The organism is Mucilaginibacter sp. P5_A4, assembly GCF_056400605.1.
In genome coordinates this window covers 119,148-140,801 of the sequence record NZ_JBFUKX010000002.1, presented here as the reverse complement: position 1 = coordinate 140,801, position 21,654 = coordinate 119,148, and the positions used below count along the sequence as shown (strand labels likewise).

Sequence of the window (21,654 nt, the reverse complement as noted above, 5' to 3'; positions counted from 1 at the left end):
GTTATATTGCTAATCGGATGCAGACCTGTGCGTTATCCACACCAAACATCACAGATCCATTAATGTAATTTGTTTAATACGCCTTACTAAATTATTGAATAATTTAAGCTTTAACTGTATTTTGTGGGAACAATAAATTTGTTGCCCCGTTATGAAAAAAATACATGTATTTTGCTTATTTCTGCTGATAGCACTTACCCGGGTAAACCCGGTATCTGCACAAAAAACCGATAAATTGCCGCAATTAATGATAAGGCTTGATGATATCGGGATGAACCACTCTGTAAATATGGCTGCCGAAAAGATGGCCAAAACAGGGTTGCCATTTTCTGTATCACTTCAGTTTGCCTGCCCATGGTACCAGGAAGCGGTAGAGATCCTGAAAAAATATCCCAATGTAAGCGTAGGTGTACATTTAACACTTACATCGGAGTGGAAAAATTACCGCTGGGGACCGGTTACCGGCCGCACAGCTGTGCCAAGTTTGGTTGATGAGGTTGGTTATTTTCCGCATTCCACATCGGCATTTGCCAAAAGCGGTTATAAGCTGAACGAGGTTGAAACTGAATTATCGGCACAAATTGAAAGGGCTTTGGCATCGGGATTGAAAATAAGCTATATCGACCCGCATATGGGCATAGCACTATCGACCCCGGAGTTACGTTCACTTACAGAAAAACTGGCTCATAAATATAAGTTAGCCATATCAACACTAAGTAGTGTTACCTATTTTGGTGAAACCTATATGGAAATGTGGGGCGAACCTATTGCTACCAAAAAGAAAGTTTTCCTGGATTATGTGAGCAATAAGCTTAACGCCGACAGGCCAAACCTGGTTGTGATTCATACCGCTACGCCAAGCCCCGAAATGGATGCATTGGTAGATATGAACAGCAATATGATGAACGCCAAAAATGGCAAACCGCTAACCAGCCTGCACCGTCAAACGGAATTGAATATGTTGCTGTCGCCCGAGTTTAGGAGTATGGAAGGAAAAAAATTCCGGATGATTAATTACCAGCAATTATTGGCAACAAAGGATATCAGCTTACTTAAAGCATCAAACAATAAGTAAAGCTTATTTTTTAGAAAAAATAACTATGGCTACACCGCCTATAATCAATACTCCGCCTAAATAGGGTGGCCAGTTTACGGTTTTTTGCCTGTCGGCAGATACCTGGATTGGGCCGGCATCGATGATTTTTTCTTTTTTGGTGTAGGTAAAACCAGTCCAGATAAGCATTATTACACCTATAACAATGAGTAATATGCCAATACCTTTATTCATGGGATGATGATTTTTGTGAAAGTTTGCTGTTGTTATTACAATAACTATAGGATGAAATTTGTTTGCCTTTTCATTAAATATACTGCGGGGCTTTTTTGGCGACTAAACTTTTTATAGTTTAGGCCTTACTGGGTGGCTTGATAATTAGCCTGCTTAATGTACTAAAATACTTCACAGGGATGCAAGACAATCTGATACTGGAAACCATATCCGTTACCAAAAACTTCTTTGGCGATAAGTCATCCGGCGTTAACAATATAACCATATTTGTGCCCAAGGGCAAAATTACTGCCATTGTTGGCGAAAGCGGCAGCGGCAAAACCACCCTGCTAAATTTGTTATTTGGCATTCTGCAACCCGATCATGGCGAGGTTTTTTTTAAGGAAGAACAGGTGTTGAGCCGCGAACACGGGATACAGCATGCTCACAAAGTAATGCGTATGGTAACCCAAAATGGTATAGATATGGACCCCCGGTTATCTGTTTGGAATACCGTACGCGATGGCCTGCCCGAAGAAGACCTGAGCCACGAAATAAAAAGGGTTACCGAGGCGCTCAATATGCTGAATATTTATCCGCTTAAAGACTATTCATTTGGTAAACTAAGCGGTGGCGAAAAACAAAGGGTAACCATAGCCAAAGCATTAATAAGCCGGCCGGAAGTTTTATTGCTTGATGAACCCTTTAACCAGGTTGATGCCTCGTACCGTGAGGCCTTACAGCATGATATAAGGCAAATTGTTCGGGAGTGGAAGACTACGGTAGTGCTGGTATCGCATGATCCGGCCGAGATATTATCCATGGCCGATGAGCTTATTGTAATAAAAGAGGGCGAGATAGTTGAAAATGGTCCACCGGATGAGTTATACCATTCGCCAAAGTTATTGTACACATCGCAGATCCTGGCCAGTGGCAGTAAGCTTAACTCAACCCAGGCCAAAGTTTGCGGCATAAAAAGCAGTCGCAGTGTGATAGTAATATATGCCGAGCATGTAAAAATTACGCCGTTGGGTAAAAAATGGTTGGTACAAAAGGTGCTGTTTAAAGGCTTTTACGAAGAGCTGATCATCGAAAATTCCGGGGTGATACTGCGCGTCATGAATTATAAAAGGGGCAAATATAAATCGGGCAATAAAGTAGGCATCAAAATCAGCAAATACTTTGAGTTTGGCAGGTGGGAGAATTGAAGGTAAAAAACATATCTTTAAAATACGTCATAGGTAGGCACGAAGCAACGACGATTGAAAGATAATCTTCACTACTATATTTACCTTATCTTTGCGCCTACAATGATAAAGCAAGCGCTCGAAAACCTCAAAATTAACGCTCTGAATGAAATGCAGCAGGCCGCCATTAGTGCGGCAAAAAAAAGCGATGTAATACTGCTGTCGCCCACCGGTTCGGGTAAAACACTTGGGTTTTTATTGCCATTACTGAGTTTATTGGATCTCAATATACCAACTGTTCAGGCCCTCATTATGGTGCCGTCGCGCGAGTTGGCCTTGCAAATAGAGCAGGTTTTCAGGACCATTGGCAGCGGTTTTAAGGTGAATTGCTGTTATGGCGGTCACCCGGTAAAAATTGAACGGAATAATTTATCGCAGCCACCTGCTTTGTTAATTGGTACTTCGGGGCGTATTGCCCATCACCTGCGCCGCCATAGTTTTAGTACGGATACTATCCACACCCTGATATTGGATGAGTTTGATAAAGCTTTGGAGTTTGGTTTCCAGGAGGATATGGCTTTCATTATCAAGCAAATGCCCAATATCAAAAAGCGGATGCTAACCTCGGCCACCAAAATGCAGGAGATCCCTGACTTTACCGGCATGGTAAGGCCTCTTGAACTGGATTACCTCACTAATGCCGCTAATACCCCCGATATTAAACAAAAAGCTGTTATAGCCGAAGCCGCCGATAAACTGGATGCACTGTTTGCCCTGATCTGCAAAATAGGCGATAAAGCAACCCTTGTTTTCTGCAACCACCGCGAAGCGGTAGAACGCATCAGCGATCTTTTATATGACAGGGGATTACCGCATGATATTTTCCATGGCGGTATGGAGCAGGATGACAGGGAACGCGCCTTACTTAAATTCAGGAATGGCAGCCACCGTTTACTCATCACTACCGACCTGGCATCCCGCGGACTGGATATACCCGAGATTGAGCACGTGGTACATTATCAGTTACCGCATAACGAGGAAGCTTACCTGCATCGTAACGGCCGTACAGCCCGCATGCATGCCAAAGGAACTTCATACCTGATACTGGCACCCGACGAAAAGCCATCTTATTTAAAACAGATGCCCGAGGTGGAAGAACTGCCCGAAGATCCGACGGTACCGAAACCGTCGCCATGGGCTACATTGTACATTGCCGCCGGTAAAAAGGATAAGGTAAATAAGATTGACATTGTAGGTTTGCTGCTTAAAAAGGGCGGCCTTGATAAGGAGGACGTTGGCTTGATTGAGGTGCTTGATTATACATCTTACGCCGCTGTGAAACGCAACCGTATTGAGAAGGCTGTACAGCAGATAAAAGGCGAAAAGATCAAGAACAAAAAAGTTAAAATAGATATTTCCATATAATTAAATACCAATAGCATGAGCAATAATGATATCATGAAAAAGCTGAGGGTAGCCATGAAGTTTACCGATGATGATATTATAAAAGTATTGGAGCTGGCCAACTTCCGGATCACCAAAACCGAACTGGGCGCTATTTTTCGCAATGACGATCACCCCAACTTTAAGCCCTGCGGCGACCAGATCCTGCGCAATTTTTTGAACGGCCTCATCATCTACAAACGTGGTCCGATGCCTGATAAAAGGGTTCCTAAGACTGACGTGAAGTAGAGGTAAAGGTCTTAAGTCATGCCGGGCATCTCAACTGACAGGTGGGCTACATGTATGGTGTTCACCTCACATGTGGGATGAAACGGGTTCAGCATGCCGGCTAACTAAATTACAATGCACATCAATATTTTTGGAGCTTCGGGCTCAGGTGTAACTACGTTAGGCATGGCTTTGGCCGAAAAGCTTAATTACCAATACTTTGATGGCGACCAATATTTCTGGATGCCTTCTCATACTCCTTTTACCATCAGGCGTTCTCCGGAAGAACGAAACGGGCTGATAAACCACGATACATCACAATATAAAAATTGGGTATTAGGCGGTTCGGTAGTCAACTGGAATAATAACTGGAATTTCGACCTGTCGGTATTTTTATACCTGCCAAATGAGGTAAGGATAAACAGGCTGAAAAAACGGGAATATGAAAAGTACGGCGATATCATTTATACTGATAAAGAGCGCAATAAGCAATACAATGAGTTTATTGAATGGGCATCGGGCTACGATGAAAATTTAAACAGCGGACGCACCTTACGGGTTCATCAAAACTGGATGCAGAGCCTTCATCATCCGGTACTGATTATTGATAGAGATACTTCGGTTAAGCAAAGGCTGCAGGCTGTGTTGTTAAAGATTGATAAGTTGAGCGGTAAGATATACCCTCAAATATAGCTCTCAAAGGTCTATGGCTCTGCAGGAGCCCGTAGGGAGGTAACAAAAAAGGGCGATAAGTTTCAAAACCTATTGCCCTTTTTAATATCGTCAAACTTTAACTGCTTATCTCAAATCCACTACCTCAACGCCGGGGTGAGCTTTGGCATCCCATGCAAACATGCTATCGGCAATGGGTGCATTAGGTGTAAAGTTTTTTACAATGTAGTTGTATTTATTGCCGTTCTTGTCGAACAAAAGGGCGCTATAGATCTGTTTTTTGGCTTTATCAATCAACAGGCGGACCTTAAATATGGCCTGCTTTTCATTTTCTGGCGTAAGATCAATGGCCTGATAAGCTTTGCCGGCAATTTTTTGCTCGCCGGTGTACAGGTATTTGTAGCCGCGCTCATAAATAGTAAAAATTTGCGATGGGTTACTAAGGCCTTCGCCACCTTTGGCTGCATCGCTCACCTGCACCTCTTTATCTTTTTTCAGATAGGTCCACTGGCTTTTTCCATCGCTGATGATCTCTTTATCCACATCCTTTGCCGATGCTGAACTGTAAAGGGTTACCTTGTATTTGCCTGCTTTGGCTTTTGAAATCAGCGTACCGGTTTGGGTTTCTTTAACACCAGCCTGCTGGTTATCAAGCGTAAGAGAAAAATCGGTTTTAATAACCTCATACGATTTATATTTCTGGCTCACCTGGGCTAAAATAGCCTTGGCTTGTGTGTCTTTTTGGGCAAATGCGGCAGTATAGGAACTTAATGCTATAAGGGTATATAAAATTGTTTTTTTCATGAGTTATTTATCTTCAGTAACTATTAATGCTAATAGTTACTGTTTTAGAGCATATAAATTGTAATTGGTTTAATCACGTGGTTTTTGAAGCGTTTCCAGGTACCTTTCCAGGCTGTATTCATCAGGGTATAAAACATCGCGGGCCTTACTGCCTTCAAATGCGCCAACTATACCCGCAGCTTCAAGCTGATCAATAATGCGGCCGGCACGGTTATAGCCCAACTTCATTTTACGCTGAATTAACGATGTTGAACCCTGCTGGTGCAATACTATTAAACGGGCTGCTTCCTCAAACATTGGGTCGCGGTCATCGGGGTCATATTCTTTGGCACTGCTTGCTTCGCCTTCACCAATATATTCAGGCAGCAATAGGGCCGTAGGATAGCCGCGTTGCTCGCCGATGAAGTTTGATATCGCCTCAACCTCCGGCGTATCTACAAAGGCGCATTGCAGGCGGATGAGGTCGCTGCCGGTGGAGAACAACATGTCCCCGCGGCCTATAAGCTGATCGGCGCCGCCGGCATCCAAAATGGTGCGTGAGTCTATCTTTGATAATACCCTGAACGCCAATCGTGACGGGAAGTTGGCCTTAATGGTACCCGTAATGATATTTACCGATGGTCTTTGTGTAGCTATTACCAGGTGGATCCCCACCGCGCGGGCCAGCTGGGCAATACGTGCTATGGGCACCTCAACCTCTTTGCCGGCAGTCATCATTAAATCGGCAAACTCATCAATCACCAATACAATAAACGGCAGGTAGCGATGTTTTTCGGGGTCGCTTATTTTGCGGTTAACATACTTGGCATTGTATTCTTTAAGGTTACGCACCTGCGCATCCTTCAACAGGTCGTACCGCTGATCCATCTCGATACACAGCGAGTTAAGCGTATTTACAACCTTTTTGGTATCTGTTATAATTGCATCAGCTTCATCGGGCAGTTTGGCTAAAAAGTGCCGTTCTATCTTGCGGAAAAGTGTAAGCTCCACCTTTTTAGGATCTACCAATACAAATTTAAGTTCGGAAGGATGCTTTTTAAACAGCAGCGAAACCAATATAGCATTAATACCAACCGATTTACCCTGGCCGGTAGCACCCGCAACCAAAAGGTGGGGCATTTTGGCCAGGTCGGCAATAAACACCTCGTTGGATATGGTTTTGCCCAAAGCGATGGGCAGGTCCATGGTGGTGTTCTGGAATTTTTCTGTGGATAGGATAGAGCGCATCGAAACCATTTCGGGGTTTTGATTTGGTACCTCGATACCTATGGTACCCTTACCAGGCATAGGCGCAATGATACGGATTCCTAAAGCGGCCAGGCTCAGCGCGATATCATCTTCCAGGTTTTTGATCTTGGAGATGCGCACACCAGGTGCAGGGATGATCTCATATAGCGTAACCGTTGGTCCGATGGTAGCCTTTATCTTATCTATCTCGATGTTATAATGGTTCAGGGTTTCAACAATCTTGTTCTTGTTGGCTTCCAGTTCTTCGGCGTTTACCGAGATCTTGTTTGATCCGTGGTTCTCCAACAGGTCGAGATGTGGAAACTTATAGGACGCGAGGTCGAGCCTGTGATCATAAATCCCAAATTGGTTTACCAGTTCCTGTGCTTTAACATCATCAGCCTTTTCAACATTTAGTTCGGGCAGCGGACGGTTTACATCGATAGTAAGGGGAATTTCTGTTTCTTCTTCCGGTTCGGCACGGGTGGTGTTGGTGGGCATTAAAACAACAGGCTCATGGTATGCCTGGGTTTGTGTTAATGGCGGTTGATTTACAGGTTCGGGTTTTATGGTGTTTACCTGGGTGGCTAAAGTATCATTTACCCGGTTGCCGCGTGGCCATTCAACGGGTAGGGATATTTCTTCATCAGCCAGGTCAACAGGCTCCGGAACTATTTCGTCTATTTCCATTGCGTTAACCTTTTCCTTTTTGGAAGGTAGTTTAAAATCGATATTATAGGCAATCACCAATACGGCAAGCGCCAAAAATACAAGTAAACCAGCCGTACCTGCCGGACCGATCTGCGCATCGAGCAAACGGTTGCTCCAGTAACCAAAGCCCCCTTCCAAAAAATGCGGGTAATCAATAATAAAGGCGTGAAAATAGCCTATAGCTGTAGATATAAATACAATTCCGAAAATAGAGTAGGCCAGTGTTTTGGCTAATGAAAACAGCCTTACTTTAAACAGCAGGCGGTATCCTAATACAAAAAATATAAAAATAAAAATGAATGAAGCCACTCCAAACCACTCATAAATAAACTGGTTGCTTAACAGCGCGCCAAATTTACCAAGCCAGTTTTGTGCAACCTGCGGGGAGCCGGCATCGGCTATTTCCTGTACAGTTTTGCCCGTGGCCAGGTTATGCCAGCCACCGTTGGTTGTTGAAATATAACTCTGGTCTTCCTGCCAGGTAAACAGGTAGGAAGTGAAGGCGATAAGGAAATAAACAGATAGCAAAAGCGAAAACAATCCCGCAATTTTCACTGTACGCCCATTCTCCATATCAAAGCGGGGCATTTTAGGGAGTCCCCTTTTTGATACCCGTTCCTTTTCGGCCTTGCCATTGGTTTGGCGGGGCTGATTATCGTCCTTAAAACTATTTGATTTAAACTGATTTCCTTTTACCGGCATCCTGATTGTAACATCCTTTAACTGCAAACTTACATAAAATTTCACCTATGTAAACTTTACAAAAACAACATAAAAATTTTACCCACCCTCGCCACTCATCAAAAAAGCTGCAAACTGTTGAAATATAAAGTTAGCAGATTATGCAAATAGTTAGGCGTATTTTTATTTTTTTAGTATAATTGAATAACAGGGCACGCTCAGGCTATAAATTTTTTTGCGAGACCCTTATTTAACTGAAAATAATGAGTATAGAAAACCTGGAGGAATATATTAATGCTGCCAATCTGCAGCAGTTAGATGCCCTGCTTACACAAAACCCCAAGCTGGCAACAACCCTTACCAGCCACCAGGTTTCGCCGCTTATGCTGTCATGCTATTACAAAAAGCCCGACGTTACCGAACTGCTGCTGAAGTACGTTGGCGAGATTAACTTGTTTGAGGCAGCTGCTGCCGGTAAGCTTGATGCAGTAGCTAACCTTGTTTACGCCAGCCCCAACTCGCTTAATAATTATGCTCCTGATGGCTTTACAGCCCTGGGCCTGGCCTGTTATTTTGGACATTATGATGTTGCCCGTTACCTGGTGTCAAAAGGGGCCGATGTAAACCTGCCATCAAATAATGGATTTCATGTTTACCCGTTGCATTCGGCATGTGCCGGCAATTATACCCGTACCGCAGCTATGCTTATCGAGAACGGATCGTTTATCAACATAAAACAACAAGCAGGTGCTACCCCGCTGCATGCTGCCGCGCAAAATGGAAATTTAGAATTGCTGATACTATTATTAGAAAACGGCGCCGAAATTAACACCCGCATGGAAGGAGGCAAACTCCCCGCCGATTTGGCAAGGGAAAAAGGCTTTGATGAGATCGCGGCGATTTTGGAGTAGAGGGTGAAATTTAGGTCAACGCCGTTTCCCCGTCCTGTTTCGCTTCAACCTTTTGTTTATCCAGTTCCTCAAAATACTTCTTCTTCACTACTGTAGTCATTTTATGATCGCCGGTGTGGCTCCAGCCGGGAGGCATAATAATGTAGAGGAACTTGTTTTTTATGCCAGGCGCTTTGTATACATCTTTGGCTAAAAATACGATCTCGCCAAAGTAGGCGTCCAGGAAACTGTTTTTAATCAGCGGGCGACTGATGCCATACTCAATAGGAATTTCCGTGTCTTCGTTTTGATAAGTGCCAAATACTTTATCCCAGATGGGCAGCAAGTTACAGAAATTGGTATCCATATACTTTACATTACGGGCATGGTGCACCCGGTGATGCGACGGCGTAAGTACAATATTGTTCAAAAAGCCTAATCTGCCATCCTTAATTACGTTTTCGCCAATGTGGATAAAGGTTCCCCAAAATCCATCAATAAACATGATTACAAACAGCATGGTTGGGTTAACTCCTAATAAAATACAAACCGTTGTGCGGATAAAATCGGCATAAGGGGCTTCTAAAAAGAAATGCGCGTTGCTGATGGCCAGGTTCATGCTTTCGGGCGCATGGTGGGTTGAGTGCAGGCACCAGAACAGCCTTACTTTGTGACCAAAATAATGGTAAATAAAATGGCCAAACTCCCAAACTATATAGCCATAAATAAACCAGTACCAGGTAAATGTGGTCTTAAAAATGGCGTGGTTTTCAAACAGTTTTATGCATATTAAAACCATGCCTATAGATATATACCGCCCGATAACAGAATTTAACACAAATGAAAAAAACGGTAATTTATAATGAATAACCTTAAAACGTTTATAAAAAGCAGCACGAATAATTTCGAGCAGCAACAGGAAAGGCATAATAGGGAATAGCATGGCCTGGAAACCTTCATAAGTAAGCAGCTTGCTATAATCGCCCGATTTAATGATGTTCATCAAACTGCCCCAGCTGCCCCAGCCAAAGAAACCTTTAAAAAAATCAAGTATGGTATTCAAAAAATCCATTGCACAAAAAATTATAATTGGTATGTGTTAATAACGTATAATGTTTTAATGTATGTACATTATTGAAATGCTAAAATTAGAAAATTATGATTAATAAACAATAGACCGATAAAAGTTACGCATGTAACAATGTTACCGACTTTGAGATCCCCTAAGCTTCGGTATATAAAAAGCTTCCAGGTGTTTTTACATGTTCTTCAAAATTCGCGTTTATCACCGGGTAATTGTTTAACGACGTCAAGAAAATCCTTGTTATATTGATATGGAATTGAGATACCCGGTCTCAAATAATTAAAACCAATCTTCCTCTCAATCCTTTTATTAACATATTAGTAAAACAAAATTATGAACGCTTATCAACAAAAATGGCTGGATGTATTGCACAATGCCAACTTAAAGGGCTGGCAAATTGACGCACTTGGTGAAGATATTTTTATTGAAATGCCTCATGTAACCGATCTGAAACTGATTCGTGATAATTTGCCCGAAACCCTGGCTTCAATGTCGTTGGATATTGATGTGCCGAAAGAACGGTTGAAATTTATTATACACAACGGGTATGAGCAATTTGATTACCTGCTAAATCCGGGGGAGGTTGACCTTAATAAAGCTTAAGATTAAATTTTAGCCTTGGTGGATACTATGACAACCGATAAACCCATCAGGGCTATCAACACAAATGACGCCCTTAAGGTGGCAATACCTGCTATAAAACCAATCACCGGCGGACCAATTAAAAAGCCCAGGAAACCAATGGTTGAAACAGCCGCCAACGCTACACCCGGCAGCATGGTTTTTGATTTGCCCGCTGCGCTGTAAACCATAGGCACCACCGATGATACACCCGCACCTACCAGCAGGAAACCTGCTATGGCCGTGTACACGTATGGGAAAATTACGGCTATTATTAAACCGGTAGCGGTTAATGAACCACTTATCTGCAGGGTACGTTTTAAACCAAACCTGTGCGCAAACCAATCGGCAATAAAACGGCCGCTTGCCATAGTTGCCATAAATGCTGTAAAGCCAATACCAACCAGGGCTGATGGGGCAAGTACTACTTTTTTGAAGTAGATAACGCTCCAGTCAAACATGGCCCCCTCACAGATCATCGAACAAAAGGCGATAATCCCCAATTTAATCAGCGATTTATCGGGCATCACAAATGCCGGCCCGGCGCTGGCTACCTTATCATCCTTTAAATAACGGGCGGCAATGGCTACACCTGTAGCAATCACAATCAGCATCAGTAAAAAATGATATACCGGTGCAATGTTATTGGCTATCATAAAGGTACCAATGCCTGCGCCTGTAAACCCAGCCAAGCTCCACAAACCGTGAAATGATGCCAGTATGGGGCGTTTATAAAGTTCTTCGGCAGCTACGGCCTGGGTATTAACGGCTATGTTAACCGCGTTACTGCTAAAACCGAAACAAACCAGGCAGATGATAAGCTGAAAGGTATTTTGTGCCAAACCTAAAGTTACCAACGCGGTTGCATATACCAGCAATGCGCCAATAAGCAACCTGCGGCTGCCGATTTTAGTGATGATCCATCCCGAAAATGGGAGGGAGCACATTAAACCAACTGGTAATGAAAACAGTACGGCACCCAAAGCGGCATCAGAGAGGCCCATACTTTGCTGTACTGTAGCAATGCGCGATGCCCAGCTTGAAAAGCTTAACCCGGCCATAAAAAACATAGCACCCACAGCTATGCGGAGTGTTCTTTTGGTATTTAAAACCGGGACGGAAAGCGTATCTATCATCAATGTTGTTATTATGCTAAGTGTAAAAAGTACACTTAGTTGTTCTAATGCAAATATAGTGCTTTAATTGATACGTTTTATAAGCTAAATCGTTTTTTACTTTGGGATGGATTTTGAAATAAATTTTAGTAATGTATTGTAGATCAATAACATTAATTGCAATCTCCATCCGGCGAGCACGATTCGCCTTCAATAATGGTTAAAGCGGGTTTGCTGTTTTCCTGCTGCCATTCGGCAAATGATTTCTCTATCGTTTCCTGGAAAACAGGTACAGCCTGCGCGCCAGATACCCCATATTTGTTATTCATTACAAAAAACGGAACGCCTCTTATGCCTAATTGTTGCGCTTCGGCAATGTCATGTTTTACCTCATCAGCGTAGGTGTCACTTTCAAGCACTTGTTTTACTTCTTCAGCATCAAGGCCAATATTGGTTCCCAATTGTATTAGGGTAGCATTATCATCCATATTTAAGCCTTCGGTAAAGTAAGCTTTAAACAAGGCTTCTTCGGCATTATCACCCAGGTTGTATTTTTTGGCAAGGTGAGTAAAACGGTGGGCCTTAAAACTATTGGCAACAATAGCCTTGTCAAAATCATAGGTAAGACCAACCTGGGCAGCCATTTGGGTAACATGGTTGTTCATTTGTTGGGCGTATTCCAGCGTCCAGCCTTTGGCATCAGCGAGGTATTGACTAATGTTGATGTCGGGGTCGGTTTTCATATCCGGGTTAAGCTGAAAGCTTTTCCATTCAATTTCAACCTGGTCTTTATGATCAAATTGCTCCAAAGCCTCTTCAAACCTGCGCTTGCCTATATAACAAAAGGGGCACATCACATCACTCCATATTTCTACTTTCATCATTTTCTGTTTAATAGATTTTCAAATTTAGTATAAGCAATATTTATCCCCGTAAGGGTAAAGTAAAATTAATCCCGGCAGGAGGGTTGAGAGTTAAGAAGAGGGGATAAAATTAATCTCACGCAAAGACGCCAAGACGGCAAAAAAAACATGCAGATTACTTTGCGTCTCCGCGTCTTTGCGTGAAAATTTTCTTATTGACAACTGGATTTTTAATTATCGATAAACATTTGGATAAATTGTTGTAAAACAATTGCTTTGTAAGCCTCAAACACAATTTCTTTATTATGCAAAAAAAATACCTCTTAATGTTACTGGCCTTTATTTGTTTCCATTGTAAATCCATCGCGCAGCAAAAAATCAAAGCCGTAGAAGCTGATAATAATTTATTCAGCGCCGGTTTTGCTTCAGGGTTTATTGGTGGCTTGTACGATAACTGGTATACATATAAAGAACTGGAAAAGCACGGTGATTTCGGTCTTGGCGCCCCCGGTCACCTGGATGGCGAACTGCTGATGCTTAACGGCAAGATTTACCAAACAAGGTCAACAGGGAAAACCACTCTAGTTTCAGATACAGGCAAATTGCCCTATGCAGTAGTGTGTTTTTTTAAGGCGAAAAAAGTTTACAAATACGCAGGAGCTTTAAACAAAACATCGCTTTATAGTTACCTGGATAGTTTGCTTACCAACCAGAACGGCATTTATGCTATACACATCAGCGGCAAATTTAAGTCGGTAAAAACCAGGGCTTTCCCACCGGTTGAAAAACCTTACCTGCCGCTTGCAGCCATGCTGAACAGGCAGCAATTTTTTGAGCATAGCGGGGTACGGGGCGACCTGGTTGGTTTTCGCATTCCGGCTTTTATGGAGGGCGCGCACATCAGCGGTTACCATTTTCATTTTTTATCGATGGATAAAACTGCCGGCGGCCACCTCATCGATCTGAATGCGGAAGACATTACCATTGAGGTAGATACCCTCACCAACTACACCATGGATCTGCCGCAAACCCCAGAATTTGACAACTTCGACTTTAAAAAGGACCGGAAAGAAGAGATAAAAAGTGTTGAAAACGGAAAAAAACAGTAGTGCAAATAATAAATTTTCAAGCTTATTGTTGTTTAATAAATTTTTTAGATAAATTAGGATCGATTATAAACCAGTTATCAACCTTTTGGGCGGTTGCAAAACCGAAGAGTACAAATTTAAGGGTTATCTTGTTCGCCAACCGGGCGGACATGTTGACTTTGAAGTATATTGATTAAATGAAGAAATATATACACAGGCCGGGAATATTTTGGATAGGAATAATTTTACTGATAGTACCGGGCCTGGTGCATGCTTACCTGTTGATGCCTTTTCCGGGCAGCCAGGATCTCAATGCCATTACCGTATGCTATTACCTTGAAAAAATTGTAAACCCACTGCGCTTCATCGGAGCTATTTTCATTGTATGGTACCTGTTTAAATTTTATTCAAAAAATACCCAAAGAGGCAAACTTGTTAAGGCCCTTGTACTGGTGCTTTGTTTAGGTAGTTTTTATATTACCGACTATATGTACAAGGCCGAAACCATGTTTAAAGAAACACAGGTAGCCAAATTTGCCAACGGGTTAACCAACAAGGTGCCGCTTAACTATTTGGTTGTAGGTGTGGTGAAAAACGGCGTGGCTAAAGCCTACCCGGTTATATATTTAGGTTATCACCATAAAGTGCAGGATAATGTTGGGCCCGAACCTGTTTTGGTGACCTACTGTACCATGTGCCGCACGGGTAGGGTTTACAGCCCGGTAATAAACGGCAAAAGGCAAAACTTCAGGCTGGTAGGAGCAAGGCATTATAACGCCATTATTGAGGACGAAAGCACCAAAACCTGGTGGTACCAGGCAACCGGGAACGCGGCTGTTGGTAAGCTTAAAGGACAGCACCTGCAGGAATTGCCCTATGAGCAGGTAACACTGGGTGCCTGGCTGCAAAAGCACCCGACATCGCTTGTTATGCAGCCTGATAAATTATATGCCCCGGATTATGCCGACCTTAAAAATTACGACCGTTTACAGTATGTTGATAAGGACAGCACCTTAAAAAACAAAGATTCGCTGATCAGGAAAAGCTGGGTGGTAGGGGTGATTGTTAACGGGCAGGCCAAAGCTTACGACTGGCGTCATTTATTTCATAAACGGATACTTAATGACGAGCTTAACAAAACCCCATTAGTTGTAAGCATAGAAAAAGATAGCCTGAGTTACCATGTTTGGAACGCTAATTTAAATGGTAAAACATTTCATTTTGATTTGAATAAAGACGGGCAGCTTACCGACAAAGAAACCGCATCGGTTTGGGATTGGGATGGCTTATGTACAGCCGGTGTACAAAAGGGGCAAAAACTAAACAAAGTGCAAGCCTACCAGGAATACTGGCACTCATGGAAACATTTTCACCCGGCAACGACATTTTGGAAAGAAGGTGAGGTTAAGGAAACTATTGCAGCTATTTATTGGGCTTTCCCTTAAATAACAGCCACAATTTTACCCACGTCACTGTCGTTCAGCAATTCGCCATTGTCAATATTAGGATAGTATTTGTTGAGAATCTTCTGGATTAGCATGTAGCTTTCCATGGATTGGATTGGCGGATTGGCCAGCTCATTGATGATAGAGCCGATCATTTTTAGTTTTTTAGCTTCGTATTGATTCAGCACAAAATCGGAGGTCTTTTTTTTGCGGCTTTGCGTAATCAACTCGTCCAGTTTTTTAATCTCCTCGATCAGATCGATCAGCTTTAATACTTCCACTTTTTTCATCGGACCAAAATTAAACAAATAAACGGATGTGCAGCTGTGCGGATATGTAAATTTCAGGTGTGCGGGTGAAATAAAATTTGAAAATCTGAGGATTTGAAAAATGGGAAGAAAGGCAAATTGCTAATTAAAAAACTGTAACAATTCATCCCTCACTTCGTCTATAAGCAGTATGCTGCAACTTCAAAAAGGTAAATACTTCGGGGTTCAAAACAAGGCTATCCAATTGGATAACCTCGTTATTACCGATACAGAGTACACGCACGACCGGGTTGAATGGCACACACATCAAAATCCATACTTTACCTTCCTGCTTACGGGCAACATGCTGGAGACCAATAAAAAAGAGAGTTATGAATGCAGTGCCGGCACGCTGCTGTTTCATAACTGGCAGGATGCGCACTGTAACATTAAACACCCGGGCTATACCCGTGGTTTTCACATCGAACTGGAAAAGGATTTTTTTGATCTGTACAATTTACCTTTAAACAAAATGGAGGGAAGCTTAAAGCTGTATAACCCGGTTTTGAAATTGCTATTCCGCAGTATGTATATGGAAACGAGGTATACGGGGGCGATAGAAATTTTGTCTATCCGGGAATCGCTTTTTAAAGTTTTTGGTTTACTCGCTGATGTAAAGCAACAGGAAACGGCGAGGCAACCTGCATGGGTAAAAAAGATCAAAGAGGCACTTAACGATGGGGACACAACCTCATTATCCTGGGATGCTTTGGCAGCCATTGCACAGGTGCACCCCGTACACTTGTCGCGCCAGTTTCCTAAATATTTCAACACAACGGTTGGTGATTACCTGAAAAAGTTAAGGATAGAGCAAGCCGCCGGATTGTTGGGCAAAATCGGTATGCCCCTAACACAAATCGGTTATGAATGTGGTTTTGCCGATCAGAGCCATTTTATCCGCAGCTTTAAACAGGCAGTTGGGGTAACACCATTGCAATACCGTAAAATAATAACATTGAAGTAAGTTATTGCGAGCAGCATATCTTTGCAGAATAATTAGGAGGTTCCGCTGGAGCCAAGCCATGTTTTTCTGCTTGTCTACAAACACGTGGCTACGCTGTAGCCTAAAGAATTACATCAGCAGTTTGACACTCGGTGGGGCCGGTAGTGGCTACGCTGCGGCCTAAAGTATTACATCAGCGATTTGACCCTGGAAGGGTCCCGTGTTTATAGCGAAATTGTCCTGGAGTTTGCCGGCTCCGTAGGTGCCTCCTTTCCGCCTGTTTAAATTGCATACCGTAAATAATTGCCGCACGTTAACAATGTACTATTTTGAAGGGTTTTAAGCACTTACTATTGTGCTATAAAATATATACCATGTTATTACTCCAGTATTTTAAAAACAGGTTGCCCGCAATAGTATTGATGCTGCTCATGAGCTGCAATTGTTTTGGCCAGATCGGCATGAAACCATATGAAGGGCATTGGGAAGGGTTATTAACCCAGCCCCGCAATTTCAGCATCAGTGTAGCGGTAAAAAAGCTTGGCCGCGGCAAGTATATTTTACAGTTGTCATCTTCGGGGAAATCGATCCAAAGGAAATTCAAACTATCGGCCAATAATAACTTCGAGGTTAAGGTTGACAGTAACCTGGCCATTAAAGGAGCAATAAAGGATAAGCAGGTACGCCTGTTCATCCGGTCGGTGCAATGGAGTTACCATACAGTTTTAAAAGCACAGGCACTTAATAGCTATACCGGCCAGTGGAATATTTTGTTTGTTCCTGATATTAAACCAGAGTTTTACATCGATGTTGAAAATACCGATTCGACCAAATACGAAGCCTATATTTTCCTGGGTGATACCCGTTTTTCGGGCTTTGCCAGCGGTGGCTTAACCCTTAATGCTGATAGCGTCCGGTTCAGGGATTTTCGCACCGGTTTAAAATTTAAAGGCAAGCTGTTTAAGGATGCTATTACCTTGCGAGCCGAAATAGCCGGTTTACCTGTTACCGGGGTTACCTTGCACCGGTCTGTTAAAGATTGGGATCTATCAGGCAAAGCCCCTAAACTGCCTTTTAATGGTAATGTGCCTGTTGATATGAAAGACGGTTTGCCGGTTAACGGTTTGAAAACTGCCGGTTTTGATGAGGGCTATTTAAAACTTATGGTGGATAGTATCAACGCCAATAAGATCACCAATACGCATAGTGTGCTCATTAGCAGGAACGGAAAGCTTGTTTACGAGCAGTATTTTAATGGTTTTGATGAGAGCACGGTGCATGACCTGCGGTCGACATCAAAAAGTATTTCATCGGCTATGGTTGGGATAGCTATAGACAAAGGTTTGCTGAAAGATACTGCCCAAAAGCTGTTTCAGTTTTTACCTAGACAGTATAAGCATGCAGCCGATAATGATAAAAGGAAACAAGCCATCAGTATAGGCAGTTTGCTTACCATGAGTTCGGGGCTGGATGCCATTGATTTTGGGATCGACAGGAAGTCGGCAGCGTCTGAAGATGAATATCAAAACTCTGCCGATTGGCTTAAAACAGTTGTTGAGGCGCCGATGATTAATTATCCCGGTACACATGCCAATTATAGTTCGGCCAATCCTTACCTATTGGGGGTGATTATGGATACCGCGGTGAAACAACCGCTTGACCTGTTTATTGATCGTAATTTATTTGAGCCATTAGGTATAAATAACTATATCATTTTTGACGATCAGCTCAACAGACCATACTTCGGCGGCGGTATGCACCTGCGGCCCCGCGATATGTTAAAGTTTGGGTTGCTTTATGCCGATGGCGGCAAATGGAAAAACCGGCAGCTCATCAGCAAAAATTGGGTTGATGCATCCTTTAAAAAATACCTGGTGCTTGAAAATCATAACGAGAAAAATGAATACGGCTTTTTGTGGTGGCATTACCACTACCTGGTAAATGGAAAAATCATTAATTCAATAGAAGCGCGTGGGGCAGGCGGGCAATACATTTTTATAGTTCCGGAATATCAGTTGTTGGTGGTTATTACATCGGCAAATTTCAGAAATCGGAGGGTATGGCAGCCCGAGAAGATCATGGAAAATTATATATTGAAAGCAGTGGCCGTTAAATAAGTTATTGTGTTGATAATAACTTTTTAATAATTTATTGGTAACATATTTTAGTAAAAAACATCTTATCTTAGTTATGAACAAATTTATGTTATGAAAAGAAAAATATTTACAACTGCTTTATTAGTTAGCTGTTTTATGGTATGCCTTGCAGCCATTGCCGATTTAAACGGCAAATGGGCTGGGAAAGTTGAAATTGGCGGCACAGAGTACCCGTTGCTTTACAATTTTAAAATTGATGGCGACAAATTAACCGGTACTGCCCTTACACCCGATGGCGATGTGCCTTTAAACAACGGTAAGATAACCGGGGCTGATTTCTCATTCAGCGTTAGCACTGGTGGAATGGATATTCCGCATACCGGTAAGTTTTATGGCGATTCAACAACTGTAGATCTGGATGTTAATGGTTCAAAGGCTCACTCGGTATTAAAAAGAGTTGAAGAGAAAAAGTAAGCTGATTATTTCTCAAGGCACGTAGTCATGCCGAATTTATTTCCCCGACCAACAGTGAAACGAATTCAGCATGACTTTTCTTTTTTACAAATTTACCACGCTTCATTAAACCTTACCCAATAAATATCATCCCAGCCATTTCCCGCATCGCTCAGCAAACTTTTTAATTGGGGATAAGTTTTTGTTTTTCCGTTGGTTAATTCTGCATTTAACCTGCTGCTGGTAAATATTAAATATTTTTTATCCCAGGTTACAAAGGGGCAGTAATCAATGGCGGTTGAGTTAACAGGTGCGGGCAAATGTTTTACCGGCAGCCAGTTACCGGCCTTATCTTTATGGCTTATGTACAAATCGCCACGACCCAGATTGTCGGGCCGGCCATCAGAAGTAAGCAAAATAAACTGCTCGTCCGGATCAATAAAGGCATTAAACTCATCATATTTGGTATTGATATCTTCGGGCAGGCTTTCGGGTTTGGTGTAGCCATTGGCGGTTGATTTGCAAACCACAATATCTTCGCTTCCTTTGCCATAATCTGCTTCCACTGTAAAATACAGGTTATTGTTCCGGGTTACACTGGGGTAAAACTCGTTTTTGCCAGAGTTAACCGTATTGCCTAAATTCTCGGGCTCGCTCCATACGCCATTGTTATTTCGCGTTACCCGCCATAGATCAAAATCCTTTTTGGTGGGGCCATCCTTTAATGGCCTGTCGGACGAGAAATAGATGGTTTGCCCATCCGGCGCAAATGCAGCCTCCAGATCGCGGTACCGGCCCGAGAAAGAAGCTACTTCGGGTTTGCTCCATTTGCCATTTTTTTTAACCATATGAAGAATTATACTGCTTACAAAACGGGGCTGTTGCAGGGTGTAAAAAATTTCGTCGCCCTTAGGTGAAATAGTAAAATCACGATTACTTAAACCATCGGTAAGCATGCCTTTGGCAAAATGCCTTGGTGTATCAGTGGGTAATTGAGGATCAGGGTAGGTTTGTGCGATGGCTTTATTGCAGATAAATATCAACAAAAGTATAACTGTGTGTTTATGCATGGTGATTACAATTTACATTATTTAAAGGCAAATTTTGTAACATCAGTAAAAAATTAACATCGAAGCTTATAACTGTAATTATTCGCAATCCAATTATGAAGACACTGGTACTTTTCGCAGGCATTTTAATGATATATCTGTTTTCTGCCAGTGGTCAACACAAATTCGATGCTTTTAGCAGCGAATTTGTGAGTGGCTACAAAGCCCTTAACCTTCCGCAACTGGAGTTAAGCTATGTAAGCGGATTGGAACACATCGGCACCGAAGAAAGTATAAAAAAGCAGCAGGAATTTTTTAATTGGGCCAATACCGGTTTATCAAATTATAAGGATGAAGCGTTAAATCCATCCCAAAAAATAGATTACCAATTGATTAAATACGAATGCAAACTCAATCTGGAACGGCTGGCCTTGGAGCAGGAATGGGCGAGGCACCGACCCGAAAAAATTTCGGCGGGTGGAATCATTACCGTGCCTAATGGCAAAACCTGGTATGCCTATTTGTTAAAACGATGGGTAAACGCCGATGTAACGCCGGATGAGATCTATAAATTCGGGGTTAGCGAGGTAAACAGGGTGCAGCAGCACATTGAAGCGGTGCGGCAGCAAACCGGTTTAAGTGATGATGCTTTTTACAAACACTTAAATGATCCTGAATTTTTTGAAAGCGATCCTAAAATTGTGCAGCAAAGTTTTGAACATAGCAGAGCCATCATCTACAACAATCTGCCAAAGCTTTTTAATGATTTGGTGATACCAGATTTAAAAATCAAAGCCGGTGAAAGTAAACAACTGGCGCAAACGCCGGGTTACTATGATAATAACACTTTTTACTATAACCTTTTTGATAAGCCTTACAACAAACGCCAGTATGATTGGCTGTTTATCCACGAGGCGGTGCCGGGGCACCACTATCAATCAAGTATCGAACGTAAGACCAAAACGTCGGCCGTTCAGCAACTTTTTTATTATATGGGGTTTGCCGAAGGCTGGGCAGCTTATACCGAAGAGCTGGGCAAACAGTTAGGCGTTTACCAAACCCCATATGATGAGCTGGGTAAATGGGAGTGGGATATTGTACGTTCGGTGCGGGTACCCCTTGATGTTGGCTTAAACTATTATGGATGGACGGATGAGCAGGCCCTTGCTTTCTGGAAAAAGAACATTCGCAACCAGGATGATATTGCCATGCGCGAAATAGCCCGCATACGTCGCTGGCCCGCACAGGTGGTTACCTACAAATACGGCGCATTGCAAATACTGCACTGGAAAGAGGATTTGCAGAAAAAACAAGGCAGAGATTTTAATATCAGGGATTTCCACTCAAGGGTGCTGGATCATGGATCGTTGCCTTTGTTTTTGGTAAAGGAGAATGTGTTTAGGGAATAGAGTTGCGCCGCTGAACGGTAAATTTCGAGAAACTGGGGGGAGTCGGCATTTTTTAATTTAGTTAAAACAA

The 21,654-nt window shown here is 42.6% G+C and carries 21 protein-coding genes; 13 read left to right on the top strand and 8 right to left on the bottom strand.

Annotation, left to right across the window (positions count from 1 at the left end; all coding sequences use genetic code 11):
- The first annotated feature begins 151 nt into the window (after positions 1-151).
- On the top strand, positions 152-1,075 hold the full coding sequence (locus tag AC1DQW_RS02445; protein ID WP_477452676.1) for a ChbG/HpnK family deacetylase: 924 nt from the start codon (positions 152-154) through the stop codon (positions 1,073-1,075).
- Positions 1,076-1,078: 3 nt separating this feature from the next.
- Here the strand turns inward: AC1DQW_RS02445 and AC1DQW_RS02440 are convergent, their stop codons facing one another.
- Positions 1,079-1,288, bottom strand: coding sequence for a hypothetical protein (locus tag AC1DQW_RS02440; RefSeq protein WP_477419373.1), 210 nt, complete (start codon positions 1,286-1,288; stop codon positions 1,079-1,081).
- Between the two features lie 179 nt (positions 1,289-1,467).
- Between AC1DQW_RS02440 and AC1DQW_RS02435 the strand changes: the two genes are divergently transcribed.
- From AC1DQW_RS02435 to AC1DQW_RS02420, 4 genes are all read left to right on the top strand, one after another.
- Positions 1,468-2,475, top strand: coding sequence for an ABC transporter ATP-binding protein (locus AC1DQW_RS02435; RefSeq protein ID WP_477452675.1), 1,008 nt, complete (start codon positions 1,468-1,470; stop codon positions 2,473-2,475).
- A 102-nt stretch (positions 2,476-2,577) separates the two neighbouring features.
- Complete coding sequence (locus AC1DQW_RS02430; RefSeq protein ID WP_477452674.1) at positions 2,578-3,879, top strand: DEAD/DEAH box helicase; 1,302 nt, start codon at positions 2,578-2,580, stop codon at positions 3,877-3,879.
- 15 nt (positions 3,880-3,894) lie between these two features.
- Complete coding sequence (locus AC1DQW_RS02425) at positions 3,895-4,146, top strand: DUF1456 family protein (protein WP_477402404.1); 252 nt, start codon at positions 3,895-3,897, stop codon at positions 4,144-4,146.
- Positions 4,147-4,260: 114 nt separating this feature from the next.
- Positions 4,261-4,818, top strand: a complete 558-nt coding sequence (locus AC1DQW_RS02420) for an AAA family ATPase (RefSeq protein WP_477452673.1) — start codon at positions 4,261-4,263, stop codon at positions 4,816-4,818.
- 105 nt (positions 4,819-4,923) lie between these two features.
- On the opposite strand, the gene lolA1 is transcribed toward AC1DQW_RS02420, so the two are convergent.
- Positions 4,924-5,601 carry an outer membrane lipoprotein periplasmic chaperone LolA1 gene (gene lolA1 / locus AC1DQW_RS02415; protein WP_477452672.1) on the bottom strand — a complete coding sequence of 226 codons (678 nt, stop codon included), beginning with the start codon at positions 5,599-5,601 and terminating at the stop codon, positions 4,924-4,926.
- 69 nt (positions 5,602-5,670) lie between these two features.
- Positions 5,671-8,241 carry an FtsK/SpoIIIE family DNA translocase gene (locus tag AC1DQW_RS02410; protein ID WP_477452763.1) on the bottom strand — a complete coding sequence of 857 codons (2,571 nt, stop codon included), beginning with the start codon at positions 8,239-8,241 and terminating at the stop codon, positions 5,671-5,673.
- A 242-nt stretch (positions 8,242-8,483) separates the two neighbouring features.
- Here AC1DQW_RS02410 and AC1DQW_RS02405 point away from each other — a divergent pair, with 242 nt between their 5' ends.
- On the top strand, positions 8,484-9,131 hold the full coding sequence (locus tag AC1DQW_RS02405) for an ankyrin repeat domain-containing protein (RefSeq protein WP_477452671.1): 648 nt from the start codon (positions 8,484-8,486) through the stop codon (positions 9,129-9,131).
- Positions 9,132-9,141: 10 nt separating this feature from the next.
- Here the strand turns inward: AC1DQW_RS02405 and AC1DQW_RS02400 are convergent, their stop codons facing one another.
- Positions 9,142-10,182, bottom strand: a complete 1,041-nt coding sequence (locus AC1DQW_RS02400; RefSeq protein WP_477452670.1) for a sterol desaturase family protein — start codon at positions 10,180-10,182, stop codon at positions 9,142-9,144.
- Positions 10,183-10,527: 345 nt separating this feature from the next.
- On the opposite strand from AC1DQW_RS02400, the gene AC1DQW_RS02395 reads away from it, so the two are divergent.
- Positions 10,528-10,797: a hypothetical protein gene (locus AC1DQW_RS02395; RefSeq protein WP_477452669.1), complete on the top strand. Its 270-nt coding sequence runs from the start codon at positions 10,528-10,530 to the stop codon at positions 10,795-10,797.
- 2 nt (positions 10,798-10,799) lie between these two features.
- On the opposite strand, the gene AC1DQW_RS02390 is transcribed toward AC1DQW_RS02395, so the two are convergent.
- Complete coding sequence (locus tag AC1DQW_RS02390) at positions 10,800-11,951, bottom strand: MFS transporter (RefSeq protein WP_477452668.1); 1,152 nt, start codon at positions 11,949-11,951, stop codon at positions 10,800-10,802.
- A gap of 152 nt (positions 11,952-12,103) precedes the next feature.
- Positions 12,104-12,814 (bottom strand): DsbA family oxidoreductase, encoded by a 711-nt coding sequence (locus tag AC1DQW_RS02385; RefSeq protein ID WP_477452667.1) that lies wholly within the window; start codon positions 12,812-12,814, stop codon positions 12,104-12,106.
- A 284-nt stretch (positions 12,815-13,098) separates the two neighbouring features.
- Here AC1DQW_RS02385 and budA point away from each other — a divergent pair, with 284 nt between their 5' ends.
- On the top strand, positions 13,099-13,902 hold the full coding sequence (budA, locus tag AC1DQW_RS02380) for an acetolactate decarboxylase (RefSeq protein WP_477452666.1): 804 nt from the start codon (positions 13,099-13,101) through the stop codon (positions 13,900-13,902).
- A 176-nt stretch (positions 13,903-14,078) separates the two neighbouring features.
- Entirely contained in the window at positions 14,079-15,326 is a 1,248-nt protein-coding gene (locus tag AC1DQW_RS02375; protein WP_477452665.1) for a DUF3179 domain-containing (seleno)protein, read from the top strand.
- Here AC1DQW_RS02375 and AC1DQW_RS02370 read toward each other — a convergent pair.
- Complete coding sequence (locus AC1DQW_RS02370) at positions 15,323-15,616, bottom strand: hypothetical protein (RefSeq protein WP_477452664.1); 294 nt, start codon at positions 15,614-15,616, stop codon at positions 15,323-15,325. The two genes, AC1DQW_RS02375 and AC1DQW_RS02370, sit on opposite strands and share 4 nt — an antisense overlap.
- 169 nt (positions 15,617-15,785) lie before the next feature.
- On the opposite strand from AC1DQW_RS02370, the gene AC1DQW_RS02365 reads away from it, so the two are divergent.
- The 3 genes from AC1DQW_RS02365 to AC1DQW_RS02355 all read left to right on the top strand — a co-directional run bounded on the left by AC1DQW_RS02365 (position 15,786) and on the right by AC1DQW_RS02355 (position 19,147).
- Positions 15,786-16,598, top strand: a complete 813-nt coding sequence (locus AC1DQW_RS02365) for a helix-turn-helix domain-containing protein (RefSeq protein ID WP_477452663.1) — start codon at positions 15,786-15,788, stop codon at positions 16,596-16,598.
- A gap of 353 nt (positions 16,599-16,951) precedes the next feature.
- Positions 16,952-18,694, top strand: coding sequence for a serine hydrolase domain-containing protein (locus tag AC1DQW_RS02360; RefSeq protein ID WP_477452662.1), 1,743 nt, complete (start codon positions 16,952-16,954; stop codon positions 18,692-18,694).
- Positions 18,695-18,784: 90 nt separating this feature from the next.
- Positions 18,785-19,147, top strand: a complete 363-nt coding sequence (locus AC1DQW_RS02355) for a hypothetical protein (protein ID WP_477418819.1) — start codon at positions 18,785-18,787, stop codon at positions 19,145-19,147.
- A 92-nt stretch (positions 19,148-19,239) separates the two neighbouring features.
- Here the strand turns inward: AC1DQW_RS02355 and AC1DQW_RS02350 are convergent, their stop codons facing one another.
- Positions 19,240-20,196 (bottom strand): TolB-like translocation protein, encoded by a 957-nt coding sequence (locus AC1DQW_RS02350; RefSeq protein ID WP_477452661.1) that lies wholly within the window; start codon positions 20,194-20,196, stop codon positions 19,240-19,242.
- Positions 20,197-20,291: 95 nt separating this feature from the next.
- On the opposite strand from AC1DQW_RS02350, the gene AC1DQW_RS02345 reads away from it, so the two are divergent.
- Positions 20,292-21,584: a DUF885 domain-containing protein gene (locus AC1DQW_RS02345; protein WP_477452660.1), complete on the top strand. Its 1,293-nt coding sequence runs from the start codon at positions 20,292-20,294 to the stop codon at positions 21,582-21,584.
- Positions 21,585-21,654: the final 70 nt, after the last annotated feature.

Excerpts from the sequence above, each read along its gene's own strand:
- AC1DQW_RS02445 (WP_477452676.1), top strand. The coding sequence starts at position 152 with ATGAAAAAAATACATGTATTTTGCTTATTTCTGCTGATAGCACTTACC.
- AC1DQW_RS02440 (WP_477419373.1), bottom strand. The coding sequence starts at position 1,288 with ATGAATAAAGGTATTGGCATATTACTCATTGTTATAGGTGTAATAATG.
- AC1DQW_RS02435 (WP_477452675.1), top strand. The coding sequence starts at position 1,468 with ATGCAAGACAATCTGATACTGGAAACCATATCCGTTACCAAAAACTTC.
- AC1DQW_RS02430 (WP_477452674.1), top strand. The coding sequence starts at position 2,578 with ATGATAAAGCAAGCGCTCGAAAACCTCAAAATTAACGCTCTGAATGAA.
- AC1DQW_RS02425 (WP_477402404.1), top strand. The coding sequence starts at position 3,895 with ATGAGCAATAATGATATCATGAAAAAGCTGAGGGTAGCCATGAAGTTT.
- AC1DQW_RS02420 (WP_477452673.1), top strand. The coding sequence starts at position 4,261 with ATGCACATCAATATTTTTGGAGCTTCGGGCTCAGGTGTAACTACGTTA.
- lolA1 (WP_477452672.1), bottom strand. The coding sequence starts at position 5,601 with ATGAAAAAAACAATTTTATATACCCTTATAGCATTAAGTTCCTATACT.
- AC1DQW_RS02410 (WP_477452763.1), bottom strand. The coding sequence starts at position 8,241 with ATGCCGGTAAAAGGAAATCAGTTTAAATCAAATAGTTTTAAGGACGAT.
- AC1DQW_RS02405 (WP_477452671.1), top strand. The coding sequence starts at position 8,484 with ATGAGTATAGAAAACCTGGAGGAATATATTAATGCTGCCAATCTGCAG.
- AC1DQW_RS02400 (WP_477452670.1), bottom strand. The coding sequence starts at position 10,182 with ATGGATTTTTTGAATACCATACTTGATTTTTTTAAAGGTTTCTTTGGC.
- AC1DQW_RS02395 (WP_477452669.1), top strand. The coding sequence starts at position 10,528 with ATGAACGCTTATCAACAAAAATGGCTGGATGTATTGCACAATGCCAAC.
- AC1DQW_RS02390 (WP_477452668.1), bottom strand. The coding sequence starts at position 11,951 with ATGATAGATACGCTTTCCGTCCCGGTTTTAAATACCAAAAGAACACTC.
- AC1DQW_RS02385 (WP_477452667.1), bottom strand. The coding sequence starts at position 12,814 with ATGATGAAAGTAGAAATATGGAGTGATGTGATGTGCCCCTTTTGTTAT.
- budA (WP_477452666.1), top strand. The coding sequence starts at position 13,099 with ATGCAAAAAAAATACCTCTTAATGTTACTGGCCTTTATTTGTTTCCAT.
- AC1DQW_RS02375 (WP_477452665.1), top strand. The coding sequence starts at position 14,079 with ATGAAGAAATATATACACAGGCCGGGAATATTTTGGATAGGAATAATT.
- AC1DQW_RS02370 (WP_477452664.1), bottom strand. The coding sequence starts at position 15,616 with ATGAAAAAAGTGGAAGTATTAAAGCTGATCGATCTGATCGAGGAGATT.
- AC1DQW_RS02365 (WP_477452663.1), top strand. The coding sequence starts at position 15,786 with ATGCTGCAACTTCAAAAAGGTAAATACTTCGGGGTTCAAAACAAGGCT.
- AC1DQW_RS02360 (WP_477452662.1), top strand. The coding sequence starts at position 16,952 with ATGTTATTACTCCAGTATTTTAAAAACAGGTTGCCCGCAATAGTATTG.
- AC1DQW_RS02355 (WP_477418819.1), top strand. The coding sequence starts at position 18,785 with ATGAAAAGAAAAATATTTACAACTGCTTTATTAGTTAGCTGTTTTATG.
- AC1DQW_RS02350 (WP_477452661.1), bottom strand. The coding sequence starts at position 20,196 with ATGCATAAACACACAGTTATACTTTTGTTGATATTTATCTGCAATAAA.
- AC1DQW_RS02345 (WP_477452660.1), top strand. The coding sequence starts at position 20,292 with ATGAAGACACTGGTACTTTTCGCAGGCATTTTAATGATATATCTGTTT.